Source organism: Streptomyces sp. NBC_01244, from assembly GCF_035987325.1.
GTDB lineage: Bacteria > Actinomycetota > Actinomycetes > Streptomycetales > Streptomycetaceae > Streptomyces.
In genome coordinates, this window is sequence record NZ_CP108488.1 from 8,184,765 (window position 1) to 8,210,388 (window position 25,624).

General features: G+C 70.6%; 18 protein-coding genes. 7 read left to right on the forward strand and 11 right to left on the reverse strand.

Annotated elements, in window-relative coordinates:
* Positions 1–133 precede the first annotated feature (133 nt).
* Entirely contained in the window at positions 134–3,682 is a 3,549-nt protein-coding gene (locus OG247_RS36425) for an eCIS core domain-containing protein (RefSeq protein ID WP_327256230.1), read from the forward strand.
* A gap of 23 nt (positions 3,683–3,705) precedes the next feature.
* Here OG247_RS36425 and OG247_RS36430 read toward each other — a convergent pair whose 3' ends face one another.
* The 6 genes from OG247_RS36430 to OG247_RS36455 form a co-directional block, all read right to left on the reverse strand.
* Positions 3,706–5,568, reverse strand: a complete 1,863-nt coding sequence (locus OG247_RS36430; protein ID WP_327256231.1) for an ATP-binding protein — start codon at positions 5,566–5,568, stop codon at positions 3,706–3,708.
* A gap of 17 nt (positions 5,569–5,585) precedes the next feature.
* Entirely contained in the window at positions 5,586–6,845 is a 1,260-nt protein-coding gene (locus OG247_RS36435) for a DUF4255 domain-containing protein (protein ID WP_327256232.1), read from the reverse strand.
* A complete protein-coding gene (locus OG247_RS36440) occupies positions 6,842–7,348 on the reverse strand; it encodes a hypothetical protein (RefSeq protein WP_327256233.1) in 507 nt (168 codons plus the stop codon). The genes OG247_RS36435 and OG247_RS36440 overlap by 4 nt, the downstream gene beginning before the upstream one ends.
* A 458-nt stretch (positions 7,349–7,806) precedes the next feature.
* Positions 7,807–8,532 carry a hypothetical protein gene (locus OG247_RS36445; protein WP_327256234.1) on the reverse strand — a complete coding sequence of 242 codons (726 nt, stop codon included), beginning with the start codon at positions 8,530–8,532 and terminating at the stop codon, positions 7,807–7,809.
* 3 nt (positions 8,533–8,535) lie between these two features.
* On the reverse strand, positions 8,536–9,054 hold the full coding sequence (locus OG247_RS36450) for a phage tail protein (RefSeq protein WP_327256235.1): 519 nt from the start codon (positions 9,052–9,054) through the stop codon (positions 8,536–8,538).
* 25 nt (positions 9,055–9,079) lie between these two features.
* Positions 9,080–10,609, reverse strand: coding sequence for a phage tail sheath family protein (locus tag OG247_RS36455; RefSeq protein ID WP_327256236.1), 1,530 nt, complete (start codon positions 10,607–10,609; stop codon positions 9,080–9,082).
* 175 nt (positions 10,610–10,784) lie between these two features.
* On the opposite strand from OG247_RS36455, the gene OG247_RS36460 reads away from it, so the two are divergent.
* From OG247_RS36460 to OG247_RS36475, 4 genes are all read left to right on the forward strand, one after another.
* Positions 10,785–11,186 carry a hypothetical protein gene (locus tag OG247_RS36460; RefSeq protein WP_327256237.1) on the forward strand — a complete coding sequence of 134 codons (402 nt, stop codon included), beginning with the start codon at positions 10,785–10,787 and terminating at the stop codon, positions 11,184–11,186.
* 852 nt (positions 11,187–12,038) lie between these two features.
* The gene (locus OG247_RS36465; protein ID WP_327256238.1) at positions 12,039–13,589 is read left to right on the forward strand and encodes an alpha/beta hydrolase; all 1,551 of its coding nucleotides are present in this window, start codon (positions 12,039–12,041) and stop codon (positions 13,587–13,589) included.
* A gap of 12 nt (positions 13,590–13,601) precedes the next feature.
* Positions 13,602–15,212, forward strand: coding sequence for an alpha/beta hydrolase (locus OG247_RS36470; protein ID WP_327256239.1), 1,611 nt, complete (start codon positions 13,602–13,604; stop codon positions 15,210–15,212).
* Positions 15,213–15,254: 42 nt separating this feature from the next.
* Positions 15,255–16,139: a DUF4436 family protein gene (locus OG247_RS36475; RefSeq protein WP_327256240.1), complete on the forward strand. Its 885-nt coding sequence runs from the start codon at positions 15,255–15,257 to the stop codon at positions 16,137–16,139.
* A 34-nt stretch (positions 16,140–16,173) separates the two neighbouring features.
* Here the strand turns inward: OG247_RS36475 and OG247_RS36480 are convergent, their stop codons facing one another.
* On the reverse strand, positions 16,174–17,349 hold the full coding sequence (locus tag OG247_RS36480) for a PP2C family protein-serine/threonine phosphatase (protein ID WP_327256241.1): 1,176 nt from the start codon (positions 17,347–17,349) through the stop codon (positions 16,174–16,176).
* A gap of 139 nt (positions 17,350–17,488) precedes the next feature.
* Entirely contained in the window at positions 17,489–19,555 is a 2,067-nt protein-coding gene (locus OG247_RS36485; protein ID WP_327256242.1) for a phosphocholine-specific phospholipase C, read from the reverse strand.
* Between the two features lie 327 nt (positions 19,556–19,882).
* Here OG247_RS36485 and OG247_RS36490 point away from each other — a divergent pair, with 327 nt between their 5' ends.
* Complete coding sequence (locus OG247_RS36490) at positions 19,883–20,722, forward strand: helix-turn-helix domain-containing protein (RefSeq protein ID WP_327256243.1); 840 nt, start codon at positions 19,883–19,885, stop codon at positions 20,720–20,722.
* Here OG247_RS36490 and OG247_RS36495 read toward each other — a convergent pair.
* On the reverse strand, positions 20,674–21,504 hold the full coding sequence (locus tag OG247_RS36495) for an alpha/beta fold hydrolase (RefSeq protein WP_327256244.1): 831 nt from the start codon (positions 21,502–21,504) through the stop codon (positions 20,674–20,676). The genes OG247_RS36490 and OG247_RS36495 overlap by 49 nt on opposite strands.
* Positions 21,505–21,579: 75 nt before the next feature.
* On the reverse strand, positions 21,580–23,037 hold the full coding sequence (locus tag OG247_RS36500; protein ID WP_327256245.1) for an MFS transporter: 1,458 nt from the start codon (positions 23,035–23,037) through the stop codon (positions 21,580–21,582).
* 468 nt (positions 23,038–23,505) lie between these two features.
* Between OG247_RS36500 and OG247_RS36505 the strand changes: the two genes are divergently transcribed.
* Complete coding sequence (locus tag OG247_RS36505) at positions 23,506–24,282, forward strand: AfsR/SARP family transcriptional regulator (RefSeq protein WP_327256246.1); 777 nt, start codon at positions 23,506–23,508, stop codon at positions 24,280–24,282.
* A gap of 43 nt (positions 24,283–24,325) precedes the next feature.
* On the opposite strand, the gene serS is transcribed toward OG247_RS36505, so the two are convergent.
* The gene (gene serS / locus OG247_RS36510) at positions 24,326–25,612 is read right to left on the reverse strand and encodes a serine--tRNA ligase (RefSeq protein ID WP_327256247.1); all 1,287 of its coding nucleotides are present in this window, start codon (positions 25,610–25,612) and stop codon (positions 24,326–24,328) included.
* Positions 25,613–25,624 lie beyond the last annotated feature (12 nt).

Genomic DNA, 25,624 nt, shown 5'->3' on the forward strand with positions numbered 1-25,624 from the left:
TACCCGGGCAGACCAGCGCAGTAGGAAGCCCGAAAAGCCCGCGCACGGTGGGTCGAAGGGTGCAACCCAGTCGGTTGACGGCGCACGAGGGGCACATGACGTGGCGCAGCTGCCAGCCGGTACTCGACACACGATGCCCACCACGCACGCCTTGCGGCTCAGTGCGCCGGGCGATCCGTACGAGCGACATGCCAATGCCGTGGCCGTACAGGTGGCGGTCGGCGCGTCCCCGACTCCCTTCCCCGCCGCGCCATTGCTCCCTGCCAGTCTGCTCCGCATCCCGAACGTAGCCGCCTCCGCTCCTGCCGCAGGCGCTGTCCCGGCAGGGGTGCGGCGGGTCATCGATGGCGGCGGCCCCGGCCGCCCCCTCGCCCCCGCCCTGCGTGCCCGTATCGAGCCGCACCTCGGTACGGACCTCGGCGCCGTGCGTGTGCACACCGGACCGCAGGCCGCGGCGGCGGCCTCCGCGCTCGGGGCGCGTGCCTTCACCGCGGGGGCGTCGGTCTACCTCGGCAGGCACGAATCCCCGTACGACCTTCGGCTGATGGCCCACGAGGCCACCCACGTGGCTCAGCAGCAGGAGCACACCGCTGCCCGCGCCACCGTCATGCGCCAGACGGACCCCGGGGCGGCCCTCCCCGACTTCCTCGGCTCCCTGGCGGCCCCCGTCCGGGCCATGCCCGGCTACACCGTGCTCACCCTGATCTCCGGCAAGGACCTCCTGAGCGGGGCGCCGGTCAAGCTGGACCGCGACCAGCTCGTCGCCCAGCTGCTCGCCTTCGGTCCGTTCGGGCCGGTCGCCGGTGAGGTCGTCAAGGCGGCAGGCGTCATCAACGAGATCTTCTCCCTGCTGACCGAGGGGCTGGCGCAGCACAACCTGACGACTGCCCGTCTCTCGCGGGAGATCGCCGAGGCCTGGGAGGAGATCCACCTCGGGCAGAGCACCGAGGCCATGCTCGCCGTCGTCCGCAGGCACGTCGGGGCGGTGCTCGCCGACGTCAGGGCGTTCATCGGCGCCGTCGCCGCCCGCGTCATCGCGCTCATCCGGGCAGCGGCTGCGGCCATCGTCGAACCCCTCCTTGAAACACCGCAGTTCAAGCCGGTCTGGGAACTCGCGAAGAAGGTCCTGAGGTGCGACCCGCTGCGCGACCGGCCCGTCGAGGCCACGACCGTCGAGGTCCTGGAGGACTTCCTGCGTCTGATCGGCAAGGAGGCCGCGCTCGCCCAGATGAAGGAACGCGGGACTCTCCAGAAGACGGCGGACTGGCTCGACGCCCAGGCAGCGGCCTTCACGGGGATCCTCGGTGAGCTGAAGGCGCTGTTCCGGGACGCGTGGGCCGCGATCCAGCCGCAGAACCTGCCCGACCTGATGGGCAACCTCAAGTCACTGGCCGGGCGGGCCTTCGCCCTCGCCGGCCGGATCGGCGAGTTCGCGGGCACCGTCGTCGGCAAGGTCCTCGCCCTCATCAAGGACGCGCTGCTGGGCTGGCTCTCGCAGTACGTCCACAAGATCCCCGGCTTCCACCTGCTCACGGTGATCCTGGGCAAGAACCCCTTCACCGGTGAGCTGGTGGAGCGCAACGCCCAAAACCTGATCCAGGGTTTCATCACCCTGCTGCCGGACGGCGAGGCCACGTACGAGCAACTCGCCGCCTCGGGGGTCGTCGCGGAGGCGGCGGCCCGCATCGAGGGCGAGATGGGGCGGCTCGGCATCTCCACCGAGATGATCACGTCGACCTTCCGCGGCGTCTGGGACACACTCCAGCTCCAGGACCTCCTCGACCCGATCGGCGCCTTCGTCAGGGTGGTCGCCAAGTTCGGCGAACCGCTCAGCCGCATCGTCCAGTTCGTCGGCGTGGTGGTCGAGGTCGTCATCGGCCTGGTCCTCAAACTGATGAACTTCCCGACCGACCTCCTCGCCCGCATCCTCGCCAACGTCAGCCGCGCCATCCAGGACATCAAACGGGACCCGGTGGCCTTCCTGCTGCGCATGCTGGAGGCGCTGAAATCCGGATTCATGCGGTTCTTCGAACGGATCGGTGCCTACCTCGTCCAGGGCCTGGTGAAATGGCTGTTCCGAGGGCTGGGCAAACTCGGCATCACCATTCCGACCGAGATCACCCTCAAATCGGTCCTGGAACTGGTCTTCGAGGTCCTCGGGGTGAGCATCGACATGCTGTGGCAGAAGCTCGCCAAGCACATCGGGCCCGAGCGGGCGGCGGCACTCCGCAGCGCGGTGGGCGTCATGACCGGGGCATGGGCGTTCATCGGGGAGATCCAGGCGCGCGGCGCACCGGCGATTGCCGAGTTCGTCGCCGGACAACTGAGCAACCTGTGGGAGACCGTCTTGGGGATGGCCCGGGACTGGATCACGCGCGAGATCATCGAAGGGGTCGTCGCCAAACTCCTGTCCATGCTGGACCCGACGGGCGTGATGGCCGTGGTCAACAGCTTCATCGCGTTCTTCCGCGCGGTGCAGTCGGCCATCGAGTACCTGCGGGACATCCTGGAGATCGTCGACCAGTACGTGACCACCTTCGCGGAGGTCGCGGCCGGCCGGATCGACCCCGGTGCCCAGATGATCGAGAAGGGGCTGGCCAACGCGGTGCCGGTCGCGATCGGTTTCCTGGCCGCCCAGGTGGGGATCGGCAACGTGCCGGAGGCCATCGTCGGGATCATCGGCCAGGTGCGGCGGCTCGTCGACGAGGCGGTGGAGTGGCTCTTCGTACAGGCGATGAAGGTCGGCGCGTCCGCGCTGCAGGCGCTCGGCGCCACCGGCCCCGCGCCTCGAACCGGTGAGGCCGGGGAGAAGCCCGTGGGCAAGGCCGCACCGATCGACGTGCACTTCGATCTCATGGGCGAGGACCACGAGATCTTCACCGGCCCGGCGGGCCGGCTCATGGCCGCGTCGAAGAACCCGAAACCGGTGGGGGACCTGGAGGGGCTGGACGCCCTCCACAAGCAGTACCTCGCACTTCCCGAGACGGCGCCGACCGAGAAGCGGACGGAGATCATCAACAAGATGATCCAGCAGATCAAGTCCCTCGGTCTGCTGGTCGGGGGCAGAGGTGATCCCCCGAACCTCGGTGAGGTGGCGCCGCACCAAGCGCAGACGCAGCGCTTCCGGCCGGCTCCCAAGGAGGCCCGTTACGCCCAGCTCTGGGAGCTGGAATCGGAGCATGTCATCCCGCGGAGCTTCGTCGACTCGCTGCTGACCGTGCACTATCCGCCGGGCACTGACAAGGAGAAGCTCAGGGTCACGAAGGAGGAATACGGCTTCATGCACACGATCCTCATCTACCGGACCGCTGCGCACGGCAAGACGTACAGCAAGGAACACGGCCAGACGTCGTTCAAGACGGCCAAGCCCGTAGAGCTCGGTTCCGACCAGTCACTGCTCGGACAGTTCCGCACGCGTGCGAAGGAAGGCAAGGAAACCGGACGCGTCGGTGCGGGGGATTCCCCGGCGAAGGCGCGCAGAGCGTTCGACCTGTTGGCGAAGGGCGCTGTGCGGCGCACGGTCGAGGCAGTGGAGGCGGACCACAAGGCGCTCCGCGCCCAGCGCGGCAGCGACGCCGAGCCCCGGCCGACGAAGGCGAAGATCGAGGCGGCTGCCGCGAAACAGCGTCAGGACATCAATCGCATCCTGGCCAAGCGGGGCCTGGAACCCATCCCCGTCTGATTCCCGCCACCTCGCTCAGGTGGTCAGGGCCGCGCCGACGACCGGCCGGACTTGGCCAGTTCCCAGCGCGTCGCCGCTGCCACGTCCGCCTCCGATACCTCGCCGCGCTCTGCTCCCAGGAAGGCAGCGGTGAGTGCGGCGGCGGCGATCCCGCCGCCCGGGAGATCGACTGCCGCCAGCCTCCGGGGGTCCAGGCCCTCGGTCGGGGTCCCTGCGGGGAACGCGCGCGCCCACATCGCCGCGCGTGCCGAGGGATCCGGGTAAGGGAAGGTCACCACCACGCGCAGCCGCCGCAGGAACGCCTGGTCCAGGGCCCCCTTCGTGTTGGTGGTCAGCACGGCCAGCCCCCGGAACGACTCCATGCGCTGCAGCAGATAGCCGACCTCCAGGTTCGCGTACCTGTCGTGACTGTCCCGGACCTCGGTCCGCCGCCCGAAGAGTGCGTCCGCCTCGTCGAAGAGCAGCACGGCCGCACTGTCCTCCGCGGCCTCGAAGATCCGGGCGAGGTTCTTCTCGGTCTCGCCGATGTACTTGCTGACCACCCGGGAGAGGTCCACCACCACGAGGTCCAGCCCCAGTTCCTTCGCGATGACCTCAGCGGCCAGGGTCTTGCCCGTGCCGCTGGGACCGGCGAACAGTGCCGTCGTTCCCAGCCCGCGCGCCGACGCGGCGGCGAAGCCCCAGTCCTCCAGTACCCGGTTCCTGTGCCGGACCGCGCCCACCAGCGCACGCAACTGCTCCAGCTGCACCTCGGGCAGTACGAGCCGGGACCAGTCCGCATGGGACTCCACCACCTGGGCCACGCCGGAGAATCCGGCCCGTGCCCGCATTCGGCAGGCGGTCCACAGGTCCGCGCCCCGGGCGACTTCCTCCGCCGCCGCGTCCAGGTCCGGAACCGACAGGTCGAACAGGCCCGCCACGGCGGCCGCAGCCTGCCGCGCCGGGCCGTCCTCCGGTCCGCAGTGCTCCTCCAACGCGGCCTCCAGCGCCGCCGTGCGCTCCGCCACACCGAGGCGCGGTACAGCGATCCGCACGGCCTCGCGAGCGACCGGAGCCGGCAGGGCGCCCATGTCGTGGCCCAGCACCACCACGGGCACGTCCAGGCTCAGCGTCGCCCGCAGCAGTGCCGGTACCTCGTCCGGCCGTACGTCACCGAGATCCATCGCCCAGGCACAGCCCTCGAGCACCGACTCGCGCTCCATCAGCCGCAGGAACCGCTCCCGGTCCTCGGCGGCCCGCGGCAGGTCCTCGGCCGCGACCACATGGAGCCGGCGGCCACCGGCGGTCCGCGCGGCCTCCGTCGCGACGGCGGTGAGGTTGCCGGGCTGGGTCCCGCTCAGCACGACGATCCGTCCGTCGGCCCAGGCCTGCGCCGTGTGGGCCGCCGCCTCCCGGAGAGCGCCGGTCAGCGTGTAGCCGGCGGTGACCCGCCGCGTGGCCCGAGCCAGCTCCGCGTCGAGGTGCCCCGCCCCGACCAGGTGGTGCAGCAGCCGCTCGGGGACCACCAGCGGGCTGCGTGTCGGCGAGCTGCTGTCCGCCATGTGCAGAAGATGCCAGCGGCGGAGCGGACCGGCGGGCGTCAGGGCACTCCAGTGCGGCTCGGGAAGCCGCGACAGCGCCAGGCCGAAGGTCGGACGCGGATCGCCGCCGGCCGCGGCGATGTCGTCGGCGGTCGCGGCCACCAGCTCCGGACCGGCCGCCAACAACAGCACCGCCCGCTCGAACGCGGTGAGGCCGAAGCCGACCGTCACCTCGTCCAGCGGAGTCGGGCCGTCCACCCGTAGCGCGGCGGCGGCCGCAGCCTCCTCCGCGGCATCCGTGGCCTCTGAGCGCAGAAGCGCCCGGATCACGTTCAGCTCGGCCACCAGCGCCTCGCGATGGGCCATCTCTTGCTCCTCGGGCGTCATGGCGGCGGGGCCCCGACGACGAGCACCGGGTGTCCGAAGGTGCTGCCGACGAGTTCGGGCAGGCTGTCCACGCCGTCCACTCGTCCCCTCACCAGCCAGCTCCCCGCGGGCACCTTGCCGCGTTCCAGCGTCTGTTCGCTGGTCTCAGCCGTCACGCGCGGCAGATCGAGGGCCAGATCGGGAGGTGTCCCGGGATCGCCGCCCGACCGGAGCGACAGCAGCAGCGTCACCCGCTGCTCCTTACGGAGCGGCGGGGCAAAGGCGAAGACGAGGTCCGAGGCCGTCGGGGTACCCACGGTGACCGTAGGCCGCACGAGGAGGGGCAACACGTTCGACGAAGCGAGCAATTCGGCAGGCGGGTCCCCGTCCACTCCCGGTGCGGACCGGTGCGCCACTTGGACGGAGTGCACCCCTGCCGGAACTCCACTGAGCGGACCGACGCGCACCTCGGTGTCGGAGGAGCCTTCGGCAGGAGCGAACTCGGCGGTCCCAATGCTGACGCGCGTCCCGGGGCCCAGCAGCCGGTGGCCGCGCAGGACGACCGTCGCACCCGCCGCCGCGGAGGCCGGACCCGGTCCCTCGGCGCCCACCGATTCCAGCAGTGGTCCACCCGTCGGCCGCGGGCTCACGGTCCGGACAAGGACCGGCGGCGCGACACGGACGTGGTCGTCCGAGGTGATCACGGCCGCGGAGGCCAGCCAGGCCACGGACAGGACGTAGTCGTTGCCGAACATCCCCCACAGGCTGGACGTGTCCTCCAGCGACAGGGTGACCGGGGACAGCCGTGCCGGTTCGCCTCCCGTCGCCAGATCGGGAACCTTCAGGAACGGGTGCGCGTCGTCGGCAGAGCCGAAGTGCCGTGCGGCCTTGGCGACCAGGGCCGGCGTGAGCACCGGTGTGGCGGTGAGGGCGGCCAGCGCCGTGCCGAGCAGCCTCTGCGGCTCCAGCGTCTGGTCGTTGCCGTAGCAGCTGATGAGGTAGTGCAGATCGACCGAGGCGCTGGGACGAGCCATCACGGACCCGTCGGAGCGCCTGGTCGGCAGCGCGGCGACGTTGCCCGTGGCCTGGGGGTTGACCTGGTAGCAGTAGACGTTGATGCCGCATTGCGGGGAGAGCTCGGACCAGGCCAGCTTCGACGGGTGACGGGTGGTCGCCTCGGCGCCGGCGACGGCTCCCGGCAGCTCCGGGTCCAGCGCGCGCTCCAGGATGAACCGGATGGCGGTGGTGACGGCGGCGAGTGCCAGGGCACGGCTCATCTCCGCTCCCTGCGGCGGGCGAGGTAGGCCGAGTGTTCGGAGACGGCGCGGCCCCGGGGCGCGGCCGGCGCCGCCGGGGCAGGTGCCGCGGGCGCAGCCCGGGTGACGGTGATCCGGTCGATGTGGACGTGCACGTCCGCGGGCGTGGTGCCTTCCTGTGCCCGCGGGCTCGCGGGGGCTTCCGTGACGGGCCGGCGCAGGCTCATCACGCCCGGCTGCACGGTCACGGTACCGGGGGCCGGGGCACGCCGGACCGCAGGCGCCGCCGCGGTCGGTGTGGGCTCCAGCAAAACCGGGACCTCCCCCGGTTCCAGCACCCCCTTCCCGGCCAGCGCCGGGAGCACGTGCCGGCGCAACAGCTCGGCGAGGTCCACGGGAGGAACGGCTGCCCGCGCGGGCAGCCGGTTGCCGGAGGTGGACCGCTCGATCGGAGTGCCCGGCGTGGGAGGACAGTCGACCGGCTCGTCCACCTCGGGGCCGGACCGCACATGCCTCGGCGGCAACGGGTCGCGGGTCGCCGTTGCCGGAGGCGGGGTCCGATCCTCGACCGGATCGCCCAAGGTCGGCTCGGGCTCCGGCCACTCCGTTTCCGTACGGGTCTCGGACGGCGCATCAGGGCGGGTCGGCGGCCGGTCCGGTGCCCACACGGCCTCCGTGGCCACCGCGCCGGGCACCGGCTCCGGCCTGTCCGCCGAGACCGTCGTCGCCGTGCGGGCACTGCGGTCGACGGGACGATGTGCCGACGGCCGAGGGGCGGCCACCAGTGTGGGGAAGGAACCCGGCTCCAGCTCGGGCGGACGTGGCGGCCCCGGCACACCGGTCTCTGGCAGCGGCCCCACGATGCCCCCGGCGGTCGGCCCCGACCGCGGTTCGGTGACTGCCTCGTACGGTTGGGGGAGCCGCAGTTGCAACGCGCCTTCCACCCCCAGTGACCGCTCACCCATCCGTGCGAAGAACCCTGTCATGCGCCCCCCTGGCGAGCCAGCCGCAAGTACATCCGACGCCGTGTCGCGGACAGTTCCAGTACGTCCTTCTCACGCCAGCCGAACGCGGCGCCCAGGGCCGCCACCTCCGAGACCAGGGCCGAGGCCGAACGCGCGACCCGCTCCCACAGCAACGCCCCCATGTCGACCGGCACCAGCGTGTCGCCGCCGCAGTCCGGACAGCTGGTCCGCACCACGGCGGCGGCGGAGCCGGCCAGTTGCTCGGCGGCCTCCTCCACCCGAGCGATGACTTCGGGACCCAGCTCGCTCGTGTCGACCGGTTCGCCCGCGGCGTCCGTCACGCACCGCGCCAGGAGTTCGCCCGCCGGGTCCGCGCTCTGCCCCGCGGCGAGCAGATCGAGTGTGGTGAGGGCGCGTACGGACACCTCACGGCCGCTCGGCACCGGTACGCGGCGCCCGCGATCGGGCACCGCGGTCCGCAGTGCCGCCACCGAGAACCGTAGGTCCAGGTACGAGCCGCATGCCCGACACGACGCCAGGGCTTCGAGCGCGTCGCCGAACTCCTCTGAGTACACCCGTCCGGCGAGGGCGCAGACCTCACCCACCGGCAGGCCCAGAGCCGACTCGACGTCCTCGGTGAACCCGCCGTGGTAGACGAGCACGGCGGCCCGAGCCGGCGCCGGTGCGGAGGCGGCGTCCTCCCAGGCGTCCAGCAGACGAGCGGGATCGCTCAGAGCGGACACGCGTCACTCCGAGAACGACGGCTCGACGGGGACCGGGGTCGACAGGTCGCGTTCCCATCCCTCGTTCTCCAGCTTCAGCGTCTGGATCGCGACGGCGTTGGCGTTGGCGTCCAGTTCGGGCAAGGCCTGGAACTCCGAGACCCAGCAGCGGAAGATCTTGTATGAGATCGCCAACTGCCCCGCCTCGTTGTAGAGCTCCAGGATCACGTCCTTGCGGAAATCCCGTAGCGAGGTCTCCGCGCCGAGGGCCGTACCGAAGTTCCACACCTTGCTCGCCCACGCCTCGAAGTCCCGGTCGTGCGTGACACCCCTTTCGAGGGTGACGGCCTCGTACTCGGACCGTCCGGGTGACTTGCGGCTGCTGCTGGGATCCCCGCCGTTGCGGTGGGTGACCACTTCGGTGGTCCGCTTCAGCGCACTGACCTTGCTGATACCGGCGACGTAGCGGCCGTCCCACTGGAGTCGGAACTTGAAGTTCTTGTACGGGTCGAACCGGGTTGCGTTGATGGTGATCTCGGTCATGCCGTCCCTCCTGCCGGGAGCGGTCTCAGGCCGGTGAGCCGGCGGTCTTCTGCTGGATGTGGATGAGGACGAACTCGGCCGGTTTCAGGGGTGCGAAGCCGACGTGGATGTTGACGAGGCCGCGGTCGATGTCGTACGGGGTGTTCGTCTGGCCGTCGCACCTTACGAAGTACGCGTCCCGCGGATTTGCTCCCTGGAACGCCCCCTGTCGGAACAAGTCCTGCATGAACGCCCCGAGGGAGGTGCGGATCTGCGCCCACAGGGGCTCGTCATTCGGTTCGAAAACGACCCACTGCGAGCCGCGGAAGAGGCTCTCCTCGAGGAACAGGGCGAGCCGTCGCACCGGCACGTACTTGTAATCGTCGGCCAGCACGTCGGCGCCGCGGAGCGTCCGGGCACCCCAGACGACCGAGCCGGAGTCCCGGAAGGTGCGCAGACAGTTGATGCCTTTGAGGTTCAGGGGACCCTGCTCGGCGTCGGTGAGATCGACCGCGAGCCCCTGAGCCCCGGCCAGACCGGCATCGATCCCGGCGGGCGCTTTCCAGACGCCGCGCGCGACATCAGTGCGGGCCATCACGCCGGCGACGGCACCGCAGGGCGCGAACTCGTCGACCGTGCCGTCGCGCAGAGGGTCGGAGCGGCGGATGCGCGGAAAGTACAGGGCGCTGTTGCGGGCGGCGGGCACGTTGAGGCCGAGCTCGCCGAGCCAGGCGCGAAGGGCCGTGGCGCCCCTCGCACCCCCGGGTGGATCCACGATCAGGAAGGCGCGCTTCCGCTCGCAGTAGTCCAGTGCGTCCGCCCACAGCTCGTCGGGGATGTCGGAGGCGGGTGTCGGCGGAGGCAGGCACAGCAGCGTGAACAGGTCTGCCTTCTCCAGGGCGTAGATGCCCTTCTTACTCTCCCGCCCGCCGGCCCGGTAGTGCTGGAGCTGCAGGGGCGCACCGTGCGTGCCGTTGTCCGGGAAGGGATAGGTGGCGTCGGTCGGCGGCGTCACGGGCGGGACGTCCACCGCCCGGATCAGCTGTGAGGAGAGCAGGACCCGCTTCACGTGCCGTGGGCCCTCGGCACCGGTGACGTTGAGGAACTCCTCCTGGAAACCGGTCGCCGTGTCGGTGACGCGGAGGTGGTACAGGGACGCGGTGGTGACCCCGGAACCCTGCGCTTCCGCGACCTGAGCCGCTTCGTCCGGTTCCGGGTACTCCACCGTCACTTCGAGGTCGTTGCCCCAGGTTCCCGGGTTGGCGGCCTGCAGTCGCAGCCCGCCGATGTTGGCCTCCGCGGGATCGGCATCCGGGGCGAGGCGCACGACGAGGGCGGTCTGCCCGCCGTTGCGAAAGTAGTCCTGTACCGCATAGCCGAGTCCGCTCGTACGCCACAGACCGCCGAAGACCCGCTCGAACTCCCCGAAGGAGGACACCGCGACAGGCTCCTCCACGGGGCCCCGGAGCGCACGTCCCACGAACGCGGTGATGGCGGTGGCGACGCCGACGACGGCCCGGCTGCCGCCGGTGACTTCGTGAATGTAGACGCCTGGGTGACTGAATTGCACCGGCATGGTTGTTGGGCCCCTTCGACGACGGGCGATGCGGCTCGCCGATCGTGCCCGAGCCCTGTCACCGCAGCATCACGCGCCAGTCACGGCCGCGGTGGCCATCGGTGACGGAAGCGTGACTCCTGGTTGACGTTGCGATGGCACCGTCGCAGCGAATGCCAGGTCGAAGGAGGTCGCGGTGGTACAGGTATCGGTAGCGGCAGCGGTGAAGGTGGCGGGTGGTCCGCAACTTCCCCTGGACCTCACCCTGGACCCGGAGTCGTACACCCTCCACTTCAGTCGTCTCACCGAGGCCGGGGGTGAGACGGACAAGGACGAGCTCACGCTGCCGGATGGCACGATGGTGCTGCTGGCCGTGACGGCGGTGGACGCTGAGGAGAAGCCGGCGAAGGTCGAGCTGGAACTGTCCGCCGGCACGAAGACTGAGGTGACCGGCGCGTTCGTGGTGGCCAACGCGGATGCCATCGATCAGCTCGTGACCGCGGGAGAGGATCGCGTGGTGAAGATCGAGAACAAATCCGACAAGCCGGTGACGGTGCAGATCCTCACTTGCCGCGACCCCGACACCGCCGACGAGTGAGCATTGCTTCGGGCCGACGTCCTCCAGCTCCTTTCGGCGAGTCGTCGAGGCGGATGGTGAGCTTCAGTGAGAGGCGGCTCGGGGCAGCATCGGGCAGGATCTGGCCCCTGTTGTAGTGAATCTGGGGACCAGTTGGGGACCACACGGCGTACGCGCCAGTGATCGGCCTGGGTGCTCACGCACGGCTCACGCCCTGAATTGGTCTGTCATGACATGACAATCCCGCCGAACCGCACTCCTGGGGGTCAAGGGGTCGCAGGTTCAAATCCTGTCGTCCCGACTCGAAAGAGTCGCAGATCAAGGGGCCGTTTCAGAGCAATCTGAAACGGCCCCTTGATCGTTTTCTGGACCCGTCGGGACCCGTCGGGTGCCGGGGTGGTCGCTGCGGGGGCACCGGTGTGCCCGGTGCGGTGGTTGTCGGCCCGGCGGACCAGATCCCCGGGGTCGGTCAGGACGACCCCCACTTCCTCCTGGCCGGCCGGATCCGTCAACGCCCTTGGCCTCCAAGAGATCCTGGTAGTCGGCAATGCCGCGCTGGTGTGGCGCATCGGGTCGCCCAGGGTGACGTTCCGCGCCCAGGCGGGCGGGTTGTCAGGGAAATCCGACAGGGGATCGCTCATCGCCTGGCGGCTGCCCGACGGGCGACGCCGTGGAGGTGCGGGCGGAACGCACACGATCAACGCTACCGGGTGGCGGGAAGGCGCGCACGAGGGGCAGCGCCGCACCGGCCGCGGCTGCTCTGCGCGCGCGTGAGCGTGCCCGCGAGTAGCGTGAACGTCGTGAGTTCCGCCCAAAACGCTGCGGCCTGGCCCGGCAGGGCCGCCGCCGATGTCGGCAGAGGAACGGGATCACATGCCACAGCACAGCGTCCCCGCGGTGACTGCCGCAGCCGCTCTGGTCTGCCTGGCGGCATTCGGCCCCACACCCAGCAGCGCCGCGCCACCAGCGGACCGGCCCGCCGGGCAGCCCGGCCCGGTGACCTCCCGGTTCGTGCCCGGCGCCTGTCCTGAGCCGCCCGAGCCGATCGAAGCGCTGAGCGCCGCGAAGTGCGGCTACCTCGAGGTCCCCGAGAACCGCTCCCACCCCGGCAGTCGCACCATAAAGCTCGCCGTCGCGCGCATTGCGGCCACCTCCGCCAAGCCGGGCGCCGAACCGGTGGTGTTCATGGCGGGCGGCCCGGGTGCCGATACGTTCGACGACATCCCCTTCCTCGTCGACTCCGGTCTGAACAAGGACCGAGAGCTGATCGTCATGGCCCAGCGCGGCAACCTCTACGACCAGCCGAACCTCGCCTGCCCGGAGGTCGACCGGTTCAACGAGAAGGCCGTGGGGCTGGGCTACGACGCACCGCAGGCGGAACAGATCATGCTGAAGGCGGTGACGGACTGCCGGGCCCGCCTCGTGGCCGACGGGGTCGACCTGGGCGCCTACAACAGCACCGAGAACGCCGCCGACTTCGCCGACCTGCGGGCCGCGCTGGACATCCCCCGGTGGAACGTCTACGGGTACTCCTACGGCAGCAACCTGGCCCTGACGTACCTGCGCCTGCACCCCGAGGGGATCCGCGCGGTGGCGCTCGACTCGGTCGCACCTTCCCAGTTCGTGACCCTGCCGTGGACGTGGGGCAGTACCGCCGAGGGAATCCGCAACATCTTCGAGGCGTGCGCGGCGCAGCCGGCCTGCAAGGACCGGTATCCGGACCTCCCCGGCATGCTGACGGAGCAGGTGCGCAAGCTGGAGGCGCACCCCCTGACGCTGAACGTCACGCCGAAGGACGGTGGGAAGCCGGTCAAGACCGTTCTCGACGGGGGCGCGCTGCTGAACCTGCTCGTCGCCTTCACCCCGCGGCCCAAGGACATGCCCGCAGCGCTCGAGGAACTGAGCAAGGGGAACCCGGAGCGCTTCGCGCAGGCCCGCGCGGCCGGCTCGGTCCAGAAGGTCGGCGACTTCGCCCACGGCCTGACGAACTCGATCGCGTGCAGTGAATGGGCGCCGGGACATTCGGAGTCCGATGTGCTGAAGGCGGGGCAGAAGACCTACCCCGGGTGGCCGGACACGGTCCTGGCCCAGCCTCCGCAGCTGCCCTTCCAGTACCCGGTGTGCGGGGTCTGGAACGTTCCCGACCGCGCGTCCGTCCAGCGGGTGCCCACGGTCAGCTCGGTGCCGGCACTCGTCGTCTCCGGCACGTTCGACGTGAAGACCGGGGCGAGCTGGGCGAAGGGCGTGGCCGACAACCTGTCCCGCTCGACTGCCATACAGGTACCCGGAATCGGCCACTGGGTGGTCCCGCAGTCCCCTTGTGCGCAAAGCGTCCTGGCCTCGTTCTTCGCCAACCCGACGGATCCCGAGACGAGTTGCGTGGACGATCTCGAGCCCCAGCCCTTCACGATCATCCCGAAGTAACCGGGAGAGCAGATGACACGCCACCACCCGCCCCCTCGTCGGCGCACCGTACGACGACTCCTCGGCCCGTCGGCCGGCATCGCGGCCGGTCTCCTCGTCACCGGCCTGCTGGCGGCGCCCTCCCGGGCGCAGGCCCCCACCGACGCCAGTCCCGGCCCGGGAGCGCCGATCGGCACGACCGCCCGGACGGTGGGCGACGCCCGCTTCACGCCGGGCCCGTGCCCGAAGACCGTGGAACCGATCGAGGAGCTGAAGGAAGCCCGCTGCGGAACGCTCACCGTGCCGGAGAACCGCGCCGAGCCGAGCAGCCGAACGATCCGGCTCGGTGTCGCGATCGTGCCCGCGGTGGCCGACACACCGAGACCCGACCCCATCGTGTGGCTCGCGGGCGGACCGGGCGACGATGCGGTGGGGGAGGCGAAGATGGCCGTCGACGGCGGCCTGAACCGCGACCGTGACGTGATCCTCATGTCCCAGCGCGGCACGTACTCCGCCGACCCGGAGCTTCTCTGCCCCAACGTCGACCAGTTCAACGGGCAGGTGGTCGGCCTCGTCTACGACGCTCCCTCCACCGAGCGCCTGCACGTCGAGGCAACGAAGGCCTGCCGCGACAAGCTGGCGGCCCGCGGGGTCGACCTCAGTGCCTACAACGACACCCAGAGCGCCGCCGACTACGCCGACCTGCGCACGGCGCTGGGCGTCAAGCAGTGGAACCTGTACGGCATTTCCTACGGCACCCACCTGGCGCTGGTCTCCATGCGCCTGCACCCCGAGGGTCTGCGCTCGGTGGGCATCGACGGCATCCTGCCGCCGTCCAGGTCCGGGTCGGCCGCGACCTGGAGCAGCTTCCGGCAGGGCGTCGACGGGCTGTTCAAGGCCTGCGCGGACCAGCCGGCCTGCAACGAGCGCTATCCGAACCTGCGCGGCACCTTCGAGAAGCTCGTCGGCGACCTCGAAGCCAAACCGGTCACCACCACCGTCACCGTCCCCGGCAGCGACAAGCCGGTGAAGGTCGTGATCGACGGCGGGACCCTGGTGAACTGGCTGACCTCCGCCACCCACACGGCGGAGGCCGTACCCCGCTCCATCGACGAGCTGGCGAACGGCGACCCCCAGCGGATCGCACAGCAGTGGGCGGGCTGGAGGACCAACCCCAAGGGCATCGGCGTGGTGTCGCACGGTCTCGCCTACGGCGTCTTCTGCAGCGAGTGGACGCCGTACGAGAGCAAGGACGCGGCGCTCCAGGGCGGTCAGAAGGAGTTCCCGTCCTTCCCCGCCTCGGTGCAGGCCCAGGCTCCGCTCCTGACCTTCCTCCATCCTGACTGCGACGCCTGGAACATCCCCGCGGCCGAGCGCTCGATCCGGGACGTCACGACCAGCGACATCCCCACCCTCGCCCTGTCGGGTGCCTTCGACGCCCAGACCGGGGCGGACAACGGGCCGTACGTGGCCCGTACGCTGAGCAAGGCCGAGGTCGTCACGATCCCCTACGAACCGCACGTGGTGATCGCCACGTCGAAGTGCGCACAGGAGATCGTCGTCTCGTTCTTCGAGACCCCGGACGCGCCGAAGACCGAATGCCTGAAGGGCCTCGAGGCGCCCGCGTTCGAGATCGCTCCCTGAGCCCGCCTCCTGCCTCTCGCCTCCCGCCTCGTCGGAGTCACCATGGCGCCCACCTGGGACGCACGCAGCCCACACCGCTCCGGAGCCTCGCTCCTGCCGGTCCTGCTTCCCCTCGCGGTCCTGATCCTGATGGCGGTGGCCGTGGGGTCGTGGCTGCAGTTCACCGAGCGGCAGAGGCTCGACACGGTCCACACGGTCGGATCCCAGGCCGCCGACCGGGTGGACGTGGAGGCCGATGTCCAACGCGTCGACGCCACGGCCAGAGAGCTGGCGCTGCGGGTACGGGTCACACCGCGCGGGACCCTGGGGGAGGAGGGCGGGACCGCCCCGGTGGCCGATCTCAGCCTCCAGACCTCCGCGCAGACCCTCGGCGACCTGGAGTTCACCGCGCACGAGCGGCTCACGATCAGGGACGTGCAGGTCGCGCTCACGGATGGATCGATCAGCGACTACCCGTTCGACACCTACGAGACCGACGTCGAGTTCTGGGCGGAGCTGGACGGCAAGCCGGTGCCGGTGCGGCTGCTGTTCTCCAACGACGACGCACTCTTCTCGGTCTCCGCGACACCCGTCCTGCCCGGTCAAGAGGCCGCCGGCGTGGCGCTGGGGCTGTCCCGATCGGGCAGCCTGCTCGTCTTCACGGTCTTCATGATGGTCGTGATGTGGGCGCTGGCGGCGTCCGTGCTCATCGGGGCCTGGTACGTGACGACCCGCGGCGAGGGCCTGGTCTGGGCCGCCCTCGGCTGGATGGCCGCCACCCTGTTCGCCCTCTCGGCCTTCCGCAACAACGCCCCCGGCACGCCGCCGATCGGCTGCGTGCTGGACTGGTACGCCTTCCTGTGGGCAGAAACCGTCATCGCCCTCTGCCTCATCGCCGTGGTCGTCACGGGTGTCCGCACCTCCCTCCGGAACGACGACAGCCCGTAGGACGTACGGGCGGGTGGAAAGACCGCGCGGAGGCCTAGGCCGGCCGGTGCCGTAGGCGCGCGGCGAGTACGGCCACGTCGTCCTCGGCGTGTTGGGCGTCGAGTCCGGCGCAGACCGCGTCCACCACGTCGCCGAGGCTCCTGCGGGAGTCCAGCCGCAGGGCCGCGAGCCTGGCCAGCGAGGTGTCGATGTCCTCGCTGCGTCGTTCCACGAGGCCGTCCGTGTAGAGGAGCAGGGTCTGGTCCGCGGTGATCGGCCGGGCGAGGGCCTCGTAGCCGCCGGCGCCGGTGCCCAGGGGCGGGCCGACCGGTACGTCCAGGAGTTCTCCGGTGCCGTCGCGGGTGAAGAGGGCGGGCGGCAGGTGTCCCGCGCTGGCGTAGAGGGCCATGCCCCGGGCCGGGTCGATGCGGACGAGCAGGCAGGTGGCGGGCCTGCGGGTGTCGTCCGACGCGGACAGGGAGTCCAACTGGCGCAGTACCCGGTGCGGGGCGAGATCGGTGGAGGCGACCTCGCGCAGCACGGAGCGGTAGGCGTTCATGTCGACCGCGGCCTCCAGGCCGTGCCCCATCACGTCACCGACGGCGAGGAGGGTGCGCCCGAAGTGTAGGCGGATCGTCTCGAACCAGTCGCCGCCGACCAGGGCGCGGGCCCCGGCGGGCAGGTAGCGGCTGGCGATCTCCAGGTTGGGGTGGGGCCGGCCGGGCTCCGCCACCAGGGCGCGTTGCAGGTCGAGTGCGGTCTTCTCGGTTGCCGCGAGGCGCCGGGCGTGACCGAGGTGGATGGCGGCCAGGCGTGCCGCGAAGTGCAGGGTCGCCAGCTCGTGGTCCCCGTAATCCCCCCGCGTGCGGGCGGTGAGGAGCCTGCCGTACAGCTCGCCCCGGGCGGTCAGCGGTACCGAGGCGAGGTACGTGCGGGCGGCCCCGGCGCCCGCGGTCCACGTTTCCAGCGGATGGTCGCGGTCCCGCGCCCGGACCAGCGGCGCGCCGTCGGCGGCGGATCCGTCCAGGAGGGCCGTCGCGCCGGCCACCGCCACGCGTTCGGTACGGGCGCCGGGGCCGGTCAGGTCCACCGCCACGGCGTCGGACAGGGTGCGGAACAGGAATCCGGCCAGCTCCCGGCAGGTCTGCCGTTCGTCGGGGGAGGTCCCGATCTGGTCCAGGGCCTCCTCCATGGAGTGCAGCCGTGCCTCCAGCCCGCCCTGTTCCGACACGTGCCTCCTCCGCCCGCCACCAGCCGCCCTACTGCCGTGGAAGGCATTTCATCAGCCCGCCCGCCCTGCGGGCGCCAACCTGGCGGGTGTTGCCGGACGGGTACTCCGTCCGGCAACACCCCCGGCGGGGCGGGTGCCGTCAGGAGGACTGTTCCGTCAGGATCGCCGGGTCCGACAGGCCCGCCGCGCCGGTCTCCACCTTCCCGGCGAAGCGGCGCAAGAAGCCCGGGGCGCCGGACGCGGTGACCTTCACGTCGTACCAGCGGCGCGTGTTCTTCAGGGAGACGGTGTGCGTGACGGTGGCGCCCTTGGCGACCGTGAGGCGCTTCGGGCTGCCGCCGTAGGCGTTGGCGACCGTCAGGGTGGCGGTGGCGCCTCCCGCGTTGGTGAGGGTGAGGTCCAGGTTCCCCGTCGCGGCGTTGTGGCGGGCGGTGACCTCGGGGCCGGGGGCGGTGCCGGGGTTGCGGAAGCCGCGCAGGAAGCCGTTCGGGCCGTGCACGGTCAGGTCGGTGGACCCGGCCGAGTAGGCGGTGTTCCAGGTGTCCGCGATCGACTTGCCGGCCTCGGTGGTGTAGGTCCAGGGGGCGTCGGTGCGGTTGCCGGAGGTGACGTAGAACTGCGCGCCCAGCTCCGGGCCGCCGCTGAACGTCAGCCGGAACCTGCCGTCCGCGACGAGCGCGGCGCCGTCCACGTACGGGGCGTACTTGAGCGCGCGCGTGGGCCGCAGCCCCTTCTCCTGGCGGGGCATGGCCCCTTGGGCCGGCGGGGTGGCCCGGAAGTCGGGGTGACGCTCGCGGTCCGGCGGGAACCAGCCGTCGGTGTCGGGCAGCGGGGCCGGGGCGGTGTCCTTGCGGGCGAAGTCGAAGGCGGAGGTGAGGTCGCCGCAGACGGCACGGCGCCAGGGCGAGATGTTGGGCTCGTGGACGCCGAAGCGCTGCTCCATGAAGCGGATGACCGAGGTGTGGTCGAAGGTCTCGGAGCAGGCGAAACCGCCGGTGCTCCAGGGGGAGACCACGAGCATCGGGACGCGCGGACCCAGGCCGTAAGGTCCGGCCACGTAGCCGGCCTTGCCGGGGAACACGTCCAGGGCGGTGGGCGTCGTCGACAGGCCCTGCGCGGCACTGGCGGGCGCGTACGGCGGGACGACGTGGTCGAAGAAGCCGTCGTTCTCGTCGTAGGTGATGAACAGCGCGGTACGGGCCCACACGTCGGGGTTGGCGGTGAGCGCGTCCAGGACCTGCGAGATGTACCAGGCGCCGTAGTTGGACGGCCAGTTGGAGTGCTCGCTGAAGGCCTCGGGGGCGGCTATCCAGGAGATCTTCGGGAGGGTGCCGTTCACGACGTCCGCGCGCAGCTTGTCGAAGTAGCCTTCGCCGGCCTTGGCGTCGGTGCCCGTACGGGCCTTCTCGTACAGGGCGCTGCCGGGCTGGGCGCTCCGGTAGTTGTTGAAGTACAGCAGCGAGTTGTCGCCGTAGTTGCCGCGGTAGGCGTCGTTGATCCAGCCCCAGGAGCCGGCGGCGTCGAGGCCGTCGCCGATGTCCTGGTAGACCTTCCAGGAGACTCCGGCCGCCTCCAGGCGCTCCGGGTAGGTGGTCCAGCCGTAGCCGGCCTCGGCGTTGTCGAGGACGGGGCCGCCGCCCTGGCCGTCGTTGCCGGTGTGGCCCGACCAGAGGTAGTAGCGGTTGGGGTCGGTGGAGCCGATGAACGAGCAGTGGTAGGCGTCGCAGATGGTGAAGGCGTCCGCCAGGGCGTAGTGGAAGGGGATGTCCTGGCGGGTCAGGTGGGCCATGGTGGTGGCGGTCTTGGCGGGCACCCAGTTGTCGTACTTGCCCTTGTTGAAGGCGCTCTGGCCGCCCGCCCAGTCGTGGTTGAGGCCCTGGAGGAACTCCATGCCCAGGTCCTCGGACGGCGGCCGGAAGGGCAGCGTCTCCTTCGTTCCGTCGGACTGGTGCCAGACGGACTTGCCGCTGGGCAAGGTCACCGGGCGCGGGTCGCCGAAGCCGCGGATACCGCGCAGCGCGCCGAAGTAGTGATCGAAGGAACGGTTCTCCTGCATGAGCACCACGATGTGCTCGACGTCCGCGATGGAGCCGGTGGTCCCCTGGGCGGGGATCGCGGCGGCGCGGGCGATGCTCTCGCCCAGCATCGTCAGGGCTGTCGTGCCGCCTGCGAGCTGCAGGAAACGCCGACGATTGAGTTCTGCCATGGCGGGAACGACCTCCGCGGTTGAGGGGTGGCTGAACACCCCAGCACAGCGCGTCCGGGGTTCCGGTAAGGGAGCCTGACGTGACGCCGGCGCGTACACCAGGCGAACGGCGGTCGGATTTTCCGCCCCAGGCAGGCCGGTTCTGGACTAGCGGCCCCGCATCACGGGACGGTGCGCGGCACCCCTCCGCCCCGGGCCCAGACCCCGATCGTTCAGCTCGGCGGCGGGTCGCGGTCGGTGCGGGCCGCGCGGTTCGGGTGGCTGGTCTTAGCGGGATCATGGCGCTGGGACCGGCCCGCACGAAGCCTGGCCGGTTATGCTCGCACCATGACCCTGCCCATTACAGAAGGCGGAGTTGGCTCCCTCTTACGTGAGTGGCGCCGACGAAGGAAGATCAGTCAGCACGAGCTCGCCCTCCAGGTCGAGACCTCGGCACGTCATCTCAGTTTCGTCGAAACCGGGCGTTCCCGGCCCAGCCGGTCGCTGCTCCACAGACTGGCGGACGGTCTGGAGATCCCGCTCCGGCAGCGCAACACCCTTTTGGTTTCGGCTGGTTACTCGCCGCTCTACCAGGAGACCCCCCTCGAGGCCCCCAGGCTGAAGGTGGTGCGGGAAGCGGTCGACCGCTTGATCACCGCCCACGCCCCCTATCCGGCACTGGCCGTCGACGCCGACGAGGACATCGTCGCCATGAACCTGGGCGCCGAACTGCTGCTGGCGGAAGTCTCGCCCACCCTCCTCGTCCCTCCGGTCAACGTCATGCGGGTCTGCCTGCACCCCGAGGGGCTGGCCCGTCAGGTCGTCAACGTCGACGAGTGGCGCAGCCACCTGCTGGGGCGGCTCTACCGCCAGTCGGTGTACTCGGGGCGGGAGAGCCTGCGCGAGCTGTACGAGGAGGTGACGAGATACGGCCAGCGCACCGCGAAGGACTGTCAGGAACTTTCGGACACCATCGTCGCGTCGATCCGGATCCGCGCGCTCGGCACGGAGCTGAAGCTCTTCAGCACGATCACCACCTTCGGTGCGGCCACCGACATCACGGTGGCCGAGCTGTCACTGGAGACGATGCACCCGGCGGACGGCCACACGGCCGCCGCCTTCCGGGCGGCCGCGGAACGTCAGCCGGACAGGAAGGACAGGATGTCCTTGTTGAGCCGGTCGGCGTGAGTGGCGAACAGACCGTGGGCCGCACCCTCGTAGCGGATGAACGAGCTGTTCGCCATGAGGCCCGCCGTCCGCGCTCCGCACAGCTCGACCGGCGCCGCCAGGTCGGCCTCCCCGTGGATGACGAGGGTGGGGACGGTGACCTCGGCGGTCTCCGCGCGCTGGTCGGTGGTGAACAGGGTCCGGTAGATCTCCTGAGTGGCCCGCGGTGAGCTGTCCAGTGCCAGGTCCGCCATCCAGCGGGCCAGTTCGGGAGAGACGGGGAGGTCCTCGGGACCGGCGCCGGGGCCGCCGAAGAACGGCGCCGCCAGACCGGCCGCCCAGCGCGGCCGGTCGGCGTCGATCGTCGCCGCCATCGCGTCGAGCAACGCCACGTCGATGCCGTCCGGGTTGTCGTCCGTGCGCATCATGAACGGCGTGGTCGGGCTGATCAGTACGAGCCTGTCGATGCGGTCCGCACCGTACCGGGAGAGGTGGCGCACCGCCTCCCCGGCGCCCACGCCGCAGCCCACCAGGGCCACTTCGCGCAGGTCCAGACCGTCCAGCACCGCTGCCAGATCGCCGGCCAGGGTGTCGTAGTCGTACCCGGACCACGGCCAGTCGGAGCGGCCGCAGCCCCGCCGGTCGTAGCTGACGCAGCGCAGGCCCCGCTCCGTCAGGTACGACGCCTGGAACTCCCAGACCCGTGAGCTCATCACCCCGGTGCCCAGCAGGACGACCGGGCGGCCCGAACCCCAGTCGGTGCAGTACAGGTTCGTGCCGTCTTCCGTGGTGATGTACGGCATGGAGATCGGTCCCTTCGTTCGTGCCGGAGCGTGGGCGGGGTGGATGCGGCGGGTGCAGCGGGGTGCCCGGTGTCCTCAGTCCGCGTCGGCGGCGGCCGGAATCATGCGGATCATGAAGGCCGCGGCGCAGCAGAAGACGACGAGCGGGATCAGCGAAAGGGTGAAGGCGTGCGGGTAGTCGGCCGCCAGCGCGGCTCCGCCGAGTGCGGGAAAGAACACCGTGCCGGCGATGGCCACGCCGATCGCGGCGCCGCCCTCCTGCGCCGTGTTGACCGCTCCGGACGAGGAGGCCGCGTGCTCGGGGGCGGAACCGGACAGCACCAGCCCGGTGAGCGGTCCGGTGGTCATTCCCATGCCCATGCCGGCGATCAGCAGAGAGGGGACGAGCCAGAGGATGTTGCCGTCGGTGCCGTTCAGGGTGACCGCGAGACCCGTCAGTACGTATCCGGCGGCGAGGGTCAGCGGGCCCGAAACCACCAGGCTCCGCCCCAGTCGGCCGGCCAGTCGGCCGGACATCAGCGAGGAGCCGAAGTAGCCCGCGCCCAGGGCGAGGAAGAGCAGTCCGGACTCCAGCGGGGACAGTCCGCGGCCCTGCTGGAGATAGAGCGCGAGGAGGAAGAAGAAGGAGCCCATCGCGAGGAAGTAGGTGACGGTGGCGGCGAGCCCGATGGAGAAGACGCGGCTGCGGAAGAGTGTGAGCGAGATCAGCGGGCCGCGTCCCTCCCTTTCACGCTTGCGCAGGTGGGAGACCGCCGTGACGGACAGCACGACCGCCAGGAGCAGGGATACCCAGCTCCAGGTCGGCCAGCCCTGTTCGCGTCCCTCGACGAGGGCGGTCACCAGCAGGGCCAGGGCGGCGGTCACCAGGACCGCGCCGGGCAGGTCGAGACGGGTGCCGTCGGCGTTGCGCGACTCGGGGACCGTGCGGAAGACGAAGAGCAGCGCCACCAGGCTGACCGGCACGTTGATCAGGAAGATGCTCCGCCAGTCCAGGCCTCCGATGTCGACGGTGATCAGCACGCCGCCGATCACCTGTCCGAAGACGCCGGCGAGTCCGACGACCATTCCGTAGACGTTGAAGGCGGCGGCGCGGCTCGGGCCGGTGTAGACCGTGCCGATGATGCCGAGGACCTGGGGCACCATCAGCGAGGCCGCGGCGCCCTGTACCACCCGGGCCACGACGAGCAGTTCGGCGTTGGGCGCCAGGCCGCAGGCCGCGGAGGCCACCGCGAAGAGCAGGAGGCCCAGGGCGAACATCCGCCGGCGGCCGAAGAGGTCCCCGATCCGGCCGCCCGTGATCAGACCCGCCGTGAAGGCCACGCCGTATCCGACGATGACCAGCTGCGCCTGTGCGGCACTGGCCTGGAGATCACTCTGGATGGCGGGGATGGCCACATTGGCGATGAAGTAGTCGAGGACGGTCATGAAGGTGCCCACCATGACGATGACCAGTGCGCCCCAGGACGGTCCTTCGCCACCTGTTGTTTTGCCACCGCTCCTGGTGTCGGTGTGAGGAGTTGCTTCTGACGTCATCCCAGGACTCCAGTTCGGCTTGCTCATCCGGAATTTACAACCGGGCAAACAGCTTCTGCCTCTCCTGCAGTTCCGTCAATTACGTCGGAGGTAATGAAGAGATCAGGCCAAACACTGTCCCGCCCTTGGCCGTGTTCCCGGGGCGGGATTGCCGCCGACCTCTCGCTCTATGGTCACTCCATCGACGCGCAGGCCGAAGGGCGTACGTGTGTGCGCCCGATCCGCCGTAGAGATGGTGATAAATCGGTCGAAACTTATGCGGATTTGATCATTCCATTGGCGGATAAACATCGGCTGCCCATAAATACCCCGACTCGGCGCGGACGTTCCATGGCAATCTTGAAATCGAGCGCGAATCCCCCAACTGTATGGTGCAACCATCTGTGACACGGGCCACCCTCCCCACGGGTTGCTGGCCCGCCGAGGATATGCCAACGCAGAGCACGCGTAAGGAGAATCGAGCCAGTGATGTTCCGAATACTCGGCGCGGTCGGTTATCAGCTGGATGGTCAATTCCACAGCATTCCGGGAGCGAGACAGCGGACACTTCTCGCGGCCCTGTTGGTGAGCGGTGGCCGGCCGGTGCCGGCGGAGCAGCTCTACACGGAGCTGTGGGGGGAAAGTCCGCCGCCGACGGCGAACAACTCTCTGCAAGCCCACATCTACCGGTTGCGCGGGACCCTCCAGAAGGTGGCGGGAACGACCGCCCCACCCGCCCACCTGGTCACTCGGGCATCCGGGTACACCCTGGAGGTCGCGGCCGATCACCTCGACATGAACGTCTTCCGCGGGCGGATCGCGGAATCCCGGCGGGTCGTCGCCGACGACCCCCGGCGGGCCTACGCATTACTGGAAGAGGCGCTGGGGCTGTGGCGGGGCTCGCCCCTCCAGGACGTGCCCGCCGGGCCGATGTGCCAGAGCGTGGCCCTCCAGCTCGACGAGGAATACATGACGGCGCTGGAGGACAAGCTCTGGCTCGGAATCGGATGCGAGGATCCGTTCCACGTCATAGGGGAACTCAAGCGGATGAGTACCGTCCACCCTTGGCGGGAGCGGATCACCGAGATGCTGATGCTGGCCCTCTACCGCTGCGGACGGCAGGCCGAGGCCGTCGAGGCGTACAACAAGGCGCGCAGCCGGCTGGTGGAGGAGCTGGGCATGGAGCCGTCGGTCCAGCTCCGGCAGCGCTTCAGGGACATCCTCAACCAGGACCCGTCGCTGCGTCAGCCCTTCCCGGTCTGCTGACCGGCATCGCGAGCGGCGATGGACGGGTGCCGTCCACTGCCGCTCACGATGCCGTACCGCCGCCGGGCAGCACGCGGCGGAACCCGGCGTACGGCACGAGCGCGGCCGGGAGCTCCACCGAACCGTCCTCGCGCAACCCCTGCTCCAGCAGCGCCGCGACCGTACGGCCGATCGGCAGGGCCGAGCCGTTGAGGGTGGCGGCGGGCGACCTGACGCCGTCGCGCGTCCGCACGCGGATCCCGGCCCGGCGCGCCTGGAAGGTGCCGCAGTCGGAGACCGAGGAGATCTCCCGGTAGGCGTCCGAACCCGGCAGCCACACCTCCATGTCGTAGGTCATGCGCGCGGAGAACCCGAGGTCACCGGCGGGCAGCAGCACGACCCGGTAGGAGAGCTCCAGCCTCCGCAGGCACTCCTCGGCATGCCCGAGCAGGACCTCCAGCTCGGCACGGGAGTCCTCCGGGCGGCAGATCCTGACCAGCTCCACCTTCTCGAACTGGTGCAGCCTCAGGATCCCCCGGGTGTCACGGCCGTACGAGCCCGCCTCGGCGCGGAAGCAAGGGGTGCGGGCCGTGACGGCGAGCGGCAGCCCCGCCGCGTCGATCGTCTGCCGGGCGAAGAGGTTGGTCAGAGGCACCTCGCCGGTCGGAATGAGCATCAGCTCCCGGCCCCCGACCGAGGTGGCGAAGAGATCGTCCTCGAATTTCGGCAGTTGCCCCGTGCCCGTCATGGTCTCCCGGCTGACCAGGTAGGGCACCGAGTACTCCGTGTACCCCTGGCCTTCCGTGTGCAGGTCCAGGAAGAAGTCGGCCAGCGCCCGTTCCAGCCGGGCTCCGGCGCCGCGGGCGACGCTGAACCTGGCCCCCGACAGGCGGCCGGCCGCGGCGGCGTCCAGGATCCCCAGGGTCTCGCCGATCCTGGCGTGATGGCGTTCCGGACCGGCCGGCACGGGAGGCGGCCCGCCCCGGCGCACCTCCACCGTGTCGTCCCCGGTACGGCCGTCCGGCACGTCGTCGTCCGGCACGTTGGGGACGGTGAGCAGCCGGTCGCGCAGTTCCCGTTCGGCCGCCGAGACCGCCTCTTCGGCCTGCCGGACCGCGCCGCGCAGTTCCCGGGCCGCGTCGCGCTCGGCATCGGACGGTCCGCCGCCGGCGGAGCGGGCGGCCCGGGAGACCCGGTTCAGCTCGGCCCGCAGCCGGGTCACCCGGTCAGCGGCCTCGGTACGGCGCCGCTGGGCCTCCCGGAGCGGCGCGACCCGCAGCTCGTAGCCGCGGCGGGCGAGCGCGGCCGCCGTCCTCTGGTCCCGCTCGATCAGTTCTCGTACGTCGTGCACGGGACTCCCCTG